The organism is Pantoea sp. CFCC18179 (genome assembly GCF_059412405.1).
In genome coordinates this window covers 1-8,819 of record NZ_JBNBPM010000026.1, presented here as the reverse complement: position 1 = coordinate 8,819, position 8,819 = coordinate 1, and the positions used below count along the sequence as shown (strand labels likewise).

At 50.3% G+C, this 8,819-nt stretch carries 11 protein-coding genes; 5 read left to right on the top strand and 6 right to left on the bottom strand.

Features of this window, described 5'->3' with window-relative positions; genetic code table 11:
- Positions 1-110: 110 nt before the first annotated feature.
- From trkA to def, 4 genes are read right to left on the bottom strand one after another with little or no spacing between them, the layout of a single operon-like run.
- Entirely contained in the window at positions 111-1,487 is a 1,377-nt protein-coding gene (gene trkA / locus ACPUC7_RS23855) for a Trk system potassium transporter TrkA (RefSeq protein WP_343554749.1), read from the bottom strand.
- Between the two features lie 31 nt (positions 1,488-1,518).
- Positions 1,519-2,805 carry a 16S rRNA (cytosine(967)-C(5))-methyltransferase RsmB gene (gene rsmB / locus ACPUC7_RS23850; RefSeq protein WP_494924822.1) on the bottom strand — a complete coding sequence of 429 codons (1,287 nt, stop codon included), beginning with the start codon at positions 2,803-2,805 and terminating at the stop codon, positions 1,519-1,521.
- Positions 2,806-2,849: 44 nt separating this feature from the next.
- Positions 2,850-3,794 carry a methionyl-tRNA formyltransferase gene (fmt, locus tag ACPUC7_RS23845; protein ID WP_494924811.1) on the bottom strand — a complete coding sequence of 315 codons (945 nt, stop codon included), beginning with the start codon at positions 3,792-3,794 and terminating at the stop codon, positions 2,850-2,852.
- 21 nt (positions 3,795-3,815) lie between these two features.
- On the bottom strand, positions 3,816-4,328 hold the full coding sequence (gene def / locus ACPUC7_RS23840) for a peptide deformylase (protein WP_007891697.1): 513 nt from the start codon (positions 4,326-4,328) through the stop codon (positions 3,816-3,818).
- Between the two features lie 115 nt (positions 4,329-4,443).
- On the opposite strand from def, the gene dprA reads away from it, so the two are divergent.
- The 5 genes from dprA to aroE are packed head-to-tail and all read left to right on the top strand — an operon-like array spanning position 4,444 to position 7,986.
- Positions 4,444-5,568 (top strand): DNA-protecting protein DprA, encoded by a 1,125-nt coding sequence (gene dprA, locus ACPUC7_RS23835; RefSeq protein ID WP_494924810.1) that lies wholly within the window; start codon positions 4,444-4,446, stop codon positions 5,566-5,568.
- Positions 5,540-6,013 (top strand): DUF494 family protein Smg, encoded by a 474-nt coding sequence (gene smg / locus ACPUC7_RS23830; protein WP_494924809.1) that lies wholly within the window; start codon positions 5,540-5,542, stop codon positions 6,011-6,013. Before dprA ends, smg begins: the two co-directional genes overlap by 29 nt.
- 24 nt (positions 6,014-6,037) lie before the next feature.
- Positions 6,038-6,592, top strand: coding sequence for a DNA topoisomerase family protein (locus ACPUC7_RS23825; RefSeq protein ID WP_494924808.1), 555 nt, complete (start codon positions 6,038-6,040; stop codon positions 6,590-6,592).
- Complete coding sequence (gene tsaC / locus ACPUC7_RS23820; protein ID WP_343554743.1) at positions 6,589-7,164, top strand: L-threonylcarbamoyladenylate synthase type 1 TsaC; 576 nt, start codon at positions 6,589-6,591, stop codon at positions 7,162-7,164. Before ACPUC7_RS23825 ends, tsaC begins: the two co-directional genes overlap by 4 nt.
- 3 nt (positions 7,165-7,167) lie before the next feature.
- A complete protein-coding gene (gene aroE, locus ACPUC7_RS23815; RefSeq protein WP_494924807.1) occupies positions 7,168-7,986 on the top strand; it encodes a shikimate dehydrogenase in 819 nt (272 codons plus the stop codon).
- Position 7,987: 1 nt separating this feature from the next.
- Here the strand turns inward: aroE and ACPUC7_RS23810 are convergent, their stop codons facing one another.
- Together ACPUC7_RS23810 and ACPUC7_RS23805 are read right to left on the bottom strand one after the other, a co-directional pair.
- The gene (locus ACPUC7_RS23810) at positions 7,988-8,542 is read right to left on the bottom strand and encodes a gamma carbonic anhydrase family protein (protein WP_494924806.1); all 555 of its coding nucleotides are present in this window, start codon (positions 8,540-8,542) and stop codon (positions 7,988-7,990) included.
- Between the two features lie 20 nt (positions 8,543-8,562).
- A partial coding sequence (locus ACPUC7_RS23805; protein ID WP_494924805.1) for a hypothetical protein occupies positions 8,563-8,819 on the bottom strand: 257 nt, incomplete at its 5' end.

The following is an 8,819-nucleotide window of genomic DNA, read 5'->3' as shown; positions in this document are numbered from 1 at the left end:
TGTTATCTCCTTGCCTTGGCCAATGGCTAAAGTCTAACAAACCTTTGTGCAATTGCCATTATAACAACGGATTCAATGAGTTTTTCAGCGCGGGCTGATGCCCGCATCGCTTACAGGAAGAATGGACTTGGTTGGAATAAACGCTCAACATCAGGAACAAACTTCTTATCTGTCAAGAACATAATCACATGATCGCCTTGCTCAATGCGCACATTATCATTAGCGATAATCACTTCATCGCCGCGCACTACAGCGCCAATAATCGTTCCAGGCGGTAACTTAATATCTTCAATTGATCGGCCAACTACACGGGAAGTGGTTTCATCACCGTGGGCGATCGCTTCAATTGCTTCCGCTATACCACGTCGCAGTGACGAAACACCGACGATGTCGGCTTTACGCACATGGCTCAAAAGGGCTGAAATGGTGGCTTGCTGTGGTGAAATCGCAATGTCGATCACGCTGCCTTGTACCAGATCGACATAAGCGCGGCGCTGAATCAGCACCATCACTTTTTTAGCACCCATCTTTTTAGCCAACATCGCCGACATGATATTGGCTTCATCGTCATTGGTGACTGCAATGAACAGATCGACTTGATCGACATGCTCTTCGGCCAACAATTCTTGATCGGAAGCGTCGCCATAAAACACGATAGTATCGTGCAAGCGTTCAGCCAACTCTGCCGCGCGCTGTTGATTTCGTTCAATCAACTTAACGCTGTACTGTTTTTCGAGGCGCTGCGCCAGACCAAACCCGATATTACCGCCGCCCACCAACATAATGCGTTTGTACGGTTTTTCCAGACGCTGCATCTCGCTCATTACTGCGCGGATATGCTGACTCGCTGCAATGAAGAACACTTCATCACCCGCTTCAACGATAGTCGAACCCTGCGGGCGAATGGGGCGATCCTGACGGAAAATCGCTGCTACACGTGTATCGATGTGCGGCATATGCTCACGCATGATCGATAGTGGATTACCTACCAATGGGCCGCCGTAATAGGCTTTCACCACTGCCAGGCTTACTTTACCTTCGGCGAAATTTACTACCTGAAGTGCGCCAGGATACTGAATGAGTCGGTAAATATTATCGATGACTAACTGCTCGGGCGAAATCAGATGGTCGATCGGTACCGCTTCCGGTACGAATAACTTTTCACCATCGCGCAAATATTCGGCAGCACGAATGCGGGCAATGCGATTCGGGGTATTAAACAGTGAATAGGCAATCTGACAAGCCACCATGTTGGTCTCGTCAGAGTTGGTCACCGCCACCAACATATCAGCATCTTCGGCGCCGGCTTCTCGCAATATACGAGGATGTGAGCCGTGACCGTGCACCACGCGCAGATCAAACTTGTCCTGCAATACGCGTAAACGTGTTGCATCGCTATCGACTACGGTAATGTCATTGTTTTCCCCAACCAGATTTTCTGCCAGGGTTCCGCCGACCTGACCGGCGCCGAGGATAATGATTTTCATCGCTTAGATGCTCTTGTCAGATTGCGCCGCACTATTTTTTCATCAGCTTAGCGTAGAAGAAGCCGTCGCCGCCATCGATGGTAGGGAAAACCTGCCAGCCGTTGGTCTGCCCATGCGGCAAGATTTCAGCCACTGCATCATTGTGCGCGGCCAAAAAAGCCCCAATTTGTTGATGGTTCTCTTCCGGCAAGATTGAGCAGGTGGCATAAATCATTGTGCCGCCTGATTTCAGGCGCGGCCAAACGGCTGCCAAAATTTCCCGCTGCAAATTAGCCAGTTCAGGAATATCACGATCGCGTCGCAACCATTTGATGTCAGGATGGCGGCGAATTACGCCGGTAGCAGAGCAGGGCGCATCAAGCAGAATACGATCAAACTGCATTTCGCCACACCATTCCGACGGTGTTCGCCCATCACCCTGACGAACCTCAGCCTGCATGCCTAAGCGTTGCAGGTTTTCATGTACGCGAGCGAGACGTTGCTGATCAATATCGACAGCTAATACCTTGGCTTGTGGGGCGATCTCAAGTATGTGTGTGGTTTTACCGCCCGGTGCTGCGCAGAGGTCGAGAATAGATTCGCCGTTCTGCGGTTCGAGCAGTTGTGCACAACGTTGTGCCGAGAGATCTTGCACGGTTACCCAGCCCTGTTCGAAACCGGGCAACTGGCTTACCGGAGCCGGTGAATCCAGACGCAAAGAATCTGGTGCGTCGCCAGAGAAGGCAACCTTTTCCTCTGCTTGTAACAAGCTCAACCATTCATCACGACTATGATATTGGCGGTTGACGCGCAGCCACATCGGCGGGCGTTGATTGTTGGCCTCAACGATTTTCTGCCACTGCTCAGGCCACGCTGCCTGCAAACGTTTAAGCAACCAACCGGGATGCCAGTAACGTTGCGTTCCCTGATCGACTTCAGCTAACAACGTTTCTTGTTGACGCTGAAACTGGCGCAACACGCCGTTCAACAGACCTTTAAGGTTGGTGCGTTTCAACACTTCTGCACCCGCGACGGTTTCAGCCACTGCTGCATGCGCAGGTATGCGGGTGTAAAGCAGCTGATAAAGCCCGACCATCAACAGGTAATGCAACACGCGTTGCTTACCGGTTAACGTTCGTTCCATCAATTTACCAATCAAAGCTTCTAACTGCGGCAAAGTGCGCATTACGCCGAAGCACAGCTCCTGCAGCAATGCGCCATCTTTGTCGGATACGGTTTTTTGCGCGGCAGGTAAAATAGCGCTGAGCGATTCGCCTTTATCTACAACGCGTTCAATGAGTTGCGCGGCCAGGCTACGCAGATTGGTATTTTTTTTCATATTCATTTATCAAACAAAAGCCCGGTTAAACCGGGCTTGGAGGATCAGGCCAAAACAGTTCCGGGTACAAACCATTCGCGGCGCGAATTGAGTAAGTCCTGCGCAGACATGGCTTTTTTACCCGCAGGTTGAAGTGAAAGCAGGTTTAGCACGCCATCGGCGGTCGCAATCTGGATGCCGTGTTTATCGGCCTGCACTATTTCACCGGGTTGCTTGTTTTGATGTGGTAGAACACTTGCCTGCCAAACTTTCACCGGCTGCTCATCCACCATGAAATAACTCATTGGCCACGGATTGAAAGCGCGGATGCAGCGTTCAAGCTGCTCAGCAGAAAGTGACCAATCAATGCGCGCTTCTTCTTTACTCAGTTTCTCAGCATAAGAAACCAATGATTCATCTTGCACTTCGGGTTGAGCGTTACCTTCCGCCAAAAGTTCAAGCGTTAACAGCATGCCTTGTGGGCCAAGTTGCGCCAGTTTTTCATATAGCGAGGCGCTCGTATCTTCAACAGTAATTGGGCAGGAAAGTTTGTGCAGCATATCGCCGGTATCCAGCCCCACATCCATCTGCATAATCGTCACGCCGGTTTCGCTATCACCCGCCCAAAGCGAACGCTGAATAGGCGCGGCACCGCGCCAGCGCGGCAGTAAGGAACCATGCACGTTAATGCATCCCAGACGCGGCATATCCAGCACGGCTTTAGGCAGAATCAGACCATAAGCGACAACGACCATAATGTCGGCTTGCAGGTCGGCAACCAGTTGCTGATTGTCTTCTGGCTTTAAGGATTTGGGCTGAAAAACCGGGATGTCATGCATTTGCGCCAGTACTTTTACCGGGCTCGGCGTAAGCTTGTTGCCGCGTCCAGCAGGGCGGTCGGGTTGGGTAAAAACGCCAACAACCTGATGCTCAGAAGCAAGCAACGCGTCAAGATGACGCGCTGCAAAATCAGGTGTACCGGCAAAGATAATTTTTAGCGATGCAGACACAATTTAACCTTCTATTAGCACTCAATCTTCACGTGCATTCAGGCGGGCCAATTTTTCCAGTTTCTGTTTGATGCGCTGACGTTTCAGCGGCGACAGATAATCAATGAAAAGTTTGCCATCAAGATGATCGATTTCGTGTTGAATACAAATCGCCAGAAGACCATCCGTTTCCAACTCAAAGCTGTTGCCATCGCGATCCTGCGCGCGCACTTTGACCCACTCTGCACGCGGTACAAAAGCACGTTGCTCAGGGATAGAAAGGCAGCCTTCTTCAATACCGGTTTCACCACTTTTTTCCAGCAGTTCCGGGTTGATCAACACCAAACGTTCGTCACGATTTTCTGAAACATCAATAACGATGATGCGCTGATGAATATCGACCTGCGTCGCAGCTAAACCAATACCTTCTTCGGCGTACATGGTTTCGAACATGTCGTCGACAATACGCTGAACGTCTGCGTTTACGGTTGCCACCGGCGCAGCGATTTTGCGAAGGCGATCATCAGGGAAATGTAATACCTGCAAAACTGACATAAATATCCAGATCTGTATGTGTTAAAGAAAAGATTACTGCCTCATATTGTAGACTTTTTGCTGCCTGATTGACAGCATTGCACCGCATGATAGCGCGGCTGACAAGGAGTGCAGCATGGAGAGAATTGAAGGGATGCTTAGGCTTGCCAATGTGAAAGGGCTAAGTACTCGGCTTGCCAGTCAGTTAGCATTGGCTTTGCATGATTCAGCCTATGTAGATGACAATCTATTAATAGATCTGGGATTGAATGAAACGCAGCGGCTGCAATTTCAGGCGCTATGTCCACGTGAATTGGAACGGACACAGTTGTGGCTGGATGATCCACAGCATCATTTGATTTCCTGTGTCGATACGGATTACCCAACGGCATTAGCGGAGATAAGCCGACGTCCTTCGTTGCTGTACATCGCGGGCGATCTTGCGGTTTTGCAAACACCGCAATTGGGTGTCGTGGGCAGTCGGCATTGTTCTCATTACGGTAAGCAATGGGGAAGCTGGTTTACTCAGCAACTCGCGCTGAGTGGCTTAACCATCACCAGTGGTTTAGCGCGTGGCATCGATGGCGTGGCACATCGGGCCGCATTGGAGGCGCAAGGCAAAACGGTGGCGGTGTTAGGCAGCGGTTTGCAGCACATCTATCCCAAGAGCCATAAGTCACTGGCACATGAGATTATCAGTAATGGAGGTGCGCTGATCTCTGAATTCCCCTTGGATATGGCACCGCATGCGGTCAATTTCCCCCGCCGTAATCGTATTATCAGTGGCTTAAGTCTTGGTGTTTTAGTGGTTGAAGCGTCACTAAAAAGTGGATCATTAGTCACGGCGCGTTACGCCCTGGAACAAAACCGTAACGTTTATGCTTTACCGGGCGCGCTCGGCAATCCTGGCTGTGAAGGAACGCACTGGCTTATCCAGCAAGGTGCACTGTTGGTGGCGCATCCCAACAATATCCTTGAAGATTTACATTCAACACTTCAGTGGCTTCCTGTTACCACATCAGAAACAATATATTCACAAGACAGTGACGATGTTCCATTGCCATTTGCAACTGTGTTGGCTAACGTAGGTGATGAGGTTACACCTGTTGACGTCGTCGCTGAACGTGCCGGCCAACCTGTGCCAGTTACCGCAGCCCATTTGTTGGAGCTGGAGTTAGCAGGATGGATCGCAGCTGTACCCGGCGGCTATGTCCGATTGAGGAGGGCATGCCATGTTCGACGTACTTATGTACTTGTTTGAGACATATATCCACAACGAAGCCGAAATGCGCGTTGATCAGGATAAATTGACCGATGATTTAACCGATGCCGGTTTTCATCGTGAAGATATCTACAATGCGTTGAATTGGCTTGAACGGTTAGCGGATTATCAGGAAGGTTTAGTTGCGCCTGTACTCATGGCAAGCGATCCGCTCTCAATGCGGATCTATACCGAAGAGGAAAACCAGCGTTTAGATGCTGAATGCCGCGGTTTTATTTTGTTCCTGGAGCAGGTCCAGGTGCTGAATATGGAGACGCGTGAAATGGTCATCGAACGTGTAATGGCGCTTGATACGCTGGAATTCGATCTTGAAGATCTCAAATGGGTGGTGTTGATGGTGCTGTTTAACATCCCAGGATGTGAAAACGCCTATCAGCAAATGGAAGAGCTTTTATTCGACGTCAATGAAGGTATGCTGCATTAATTCGCCATCAATGCATCCGGTAATATGAGTAAACCAGCACTTTTCTCCGTGCGTAAACATGATCCCTGCCCCGCTTGCGGGGCAGAATTAGTAATACGTTCCGGCAAGCACGGTCCTTTTCTTGGTTGCGCCAATTATCCAACTTGCGACTATATCCGCCCGCTGAAAAGCCAGGGGGATGGGCATATTGTTAAGGTCCTTGAAGGACATGCCTGCCCGCAATGCGGTGCAGACAAAGTTCTACGTCAGGGACGATTTGGTATGTTTGTCGGTTGCAGCCATTACCCGGAATGTGATTACACTGAAACCATCGATAAGCCTGATGAAACGGCTATAGCTTGCCCACAATGCCAGAGCGGTAAGCTTGTGCAGCGGCGCTCACGTTATGGCAAAACCTTCCACTCTTGCGATCGTTATCCTGATTGCCAGTTTGTGATTAATGCCGCGCCGGTCGAAGGTATCTGCTCACATTGTGAGTTCCCCTTATTGATAGAGAAGAAAACCGCACAAGGTATGAAGCGCTTTTGCGCCAGCAAACGCTGCGGTAAGCCCGTTGTCCAGGACGAAGAATCATCATGAAGCAAAGTGAGCATTTAGCGGGTAGCCTCGATTTTTGCATCGAGCAACTACAGCAGCAGCAAGTTATCGCCTATCCAACTGAAGCCGTGTTTGGATTAGGTTGCGACCCTGATAGTGAAAGTGCCGTGATGGCGCTTTTGGCGCTCAAGCAGCGTCCAGTTGAGAAAGGGCTTATTCTCATTGCTGCCGACTACGCGCAGCTGGAACCTTATATTGCTGACCGCGAACTCTCTGTGTTGCAACGTGAGCGCATGTTTGCCAGTTGGCCCGGCCCGGTGACCTATGTGGTTCCCGCTTCGCCGCATACACCGCGATGGTTAACCGGACGTTTTGACTCTTTGGCCATTCGCGTTAGCGATCATCCCCAAGTGCAGGCTTTGTGCCGAGGTTTTGGCAAACCGTTGGTTTCGACCAGTGCCAATCTTTCCGGTGAACCGCCATGCCGAAATCCAGAGGAGGTCGTGCAACAGTTTGGTGCGCAATTCCCTGTATTGCATGCTGCAACCGGTGGGCGCCTAAATCCTTCTGAAATCCGCGACGTCATCAGCGGTGAACTTATTCGTCAGGGCTAATTTATGGACCAGTTTGCCGTTTTTGGGAATCCCATCGCGCACAGCAAATCTCCCTTCATTCATGCACTTTTCGCTGAACAAACCGCGATTGAGCATCAATATGGCAGGCAGTGCGCACCATTAGAAGGTTTCCCTCAAGCCATCGCGGAATTTTTTGCCCAAGGTGGTAAAGGCGCCAATGTCACGCTGCCTTTTAAACAGCAAGCGTGGGAGCTTGCGGATGAACTTAGCGAGCGAGCAGCACTTTCTGGCGCGGTAAATACGTTGAAGAAAGATGCGCATGGCAAGATCTTTGGCGATAACACCGATGGCATCGGTCTGTTAAGCGATCTCGAGCGTCTGAACATGATCCGCCCCGAAGATCGAATTCTGCTGGTGGGAGCGGGTGGCGCAGCGCGTGGCGTGATCCTTCCGCTACTGTCGTTTGGTTGCTCTTTAGTCGTGGTGAATCGGACTGTTGAACGCGCTGAACAATTAGCAGGAATATTTAAAGAGAGTGGCGATATTCAAGCCGCGACCTTTGAGCAAATAGCGGATCAAAAATTTGATTTGATTATCAATGCAACGTCCAGCGGAGTTGATGGTCAAGTTCCTGCTCTGGCAGCATCACTAATTACCGCGCAAACGCGTTGTTATGACATGTTCTATCAGCAAGGTCTGACGCCATTTTTGCTATGGTGTCAGCAGCAAGGCGCACAGCATTTAGCGGATGGCATCGGGATGTTAGTTGGGCAGGCCGCACACGCCTTTATGCTTTGGCATGGCGTGATGCCAGAGATGACGCCAGTGATAGCCAAACTGAAGCAAACGATGCAACAGTGAATTAAGGATTGGTCTCGCTTGCCTGAGCGAGATATTCATTCTTCCAACCAACGTAATTGTTAGAAGAGTAAAGCAGCCCGGCGATCTCCGCTTCAGTAAGTGGTCGCACTTGCTTCACCGGGCTGCCTAAATAGAGGTAACCGCTTTCCAGACGCTTGCCCGGCGGCACTAAGCTGCCGGCGCCAATCATCACATCATCCTCAACGATCACCCCATCCAGCAAAATCGATCCCATACCGACAAGCACACGATCGCCAATGGTGCAGCCGTGAAGCATAGCTTTGTGGCCGACAGTAACGTCTTCGCCAATAAGTAGCGGATAGCCTGTTGGATTGCTGGTGGACTTATGGGTGACGTGTAATACGCTTCCGTCCTGAATATTGCTTCTTTTACCAATCACCACTTTGTTTACGTCGCCGCGAATAGCGACCAGCGGCCAGATGCTGACGTCATCAGCGAGTTGCACTTCACCCACTACTACACTGCTACTGTCGATCATCACGCTATCGCCAGTTTGTGGAAAATGGTTCTTATAAGGTCGTAGGGCTGTAGACATGATCTTCTCCTTTTACATGTTTACCCAAGCCTGGAGTCTAAAAGGCCGATAAACAAGATGATTTTTGAGCGGATCGCTCGCGATCGCAGCGAAAAGAATGAAAACTCGCCAGTTGATAAAAAAGATCGAAAAAAGGGGTTGTGCAAAAAATTCGGATCCCTATAATGCGCCACCACTGAGACGGCAAAGCGGCAACGCAGACGGCTCAGCAGGGAGTGAAGAAATTCATCCCGCCGGATGAAAACGCTGAAAAAAGTGTTTGACTCCGAAGGAGGAA

Excerpts from the sequence above, each read along its gene's own strand:
- rsmB (WP_494924822.1), bottom strand. The coding sequence starts at position 2,805 with ATGAAAAAAAATACCAATCTGCGTAGCCTGGCCGCGCAACTCATTGAA.
- smg (WP_494924809.1), top strand. The coding sequence starts at position 5,540 with ATGTTCGACGTACTTATGTACTTGTTTGAGACATATATCCACAACGAA.
- trkA (WP_343554749.1), bottom strand. The coding sequence starts at position 1,487 with ATGAAAATCATTATCCTCGGCGCCGGTCAGGTCGGCGGAACCCTGGCA.
- dprA (WP_494924810.1), top strand. The coding sequence starts at position 4,444 with ATGGAGAGAATTGAAGGGATGCTTAGGCTTGCCAATGTGAAAGGGCTA.
- ACPUC7_RS23810 (WP_494924806.1), bottom strand. The coding sequence starts at position 8,542 with ATGTCTACAGCCCTACGACCTTATAAGAACCATTTTCCACAAACTGGC.
- aroE (WP_494924807.1), top strand. The coding sequence starts at position 7,168 with ATGGACCAGTTTGCCGTTTTTGGGAATCCCATCGCGCACAGCAAATCT.
- tsaC (WP_343554743.1), top strand. The coding sequence starts at position 6,589 with ATGAAGCAAAGTGAGCATTTAGCGGGTAGCCTCGATTTTTGCATCGAG.
- def (WP_007891697.1), bottom strand. The coding sequence starts at position 4,328 with ATGTCAGTTTTGCAGGTATTACATTTCCCTGATGATCGCCTTCGCAAA.
- ACPUC7_RS23825 (WP_494924808.1), top strand. The coding sequence starts at position 6,038 with ATGAGTAAACCAGCACTTTTCTCCGTGCGTAAACATGATCCCTGCCCC.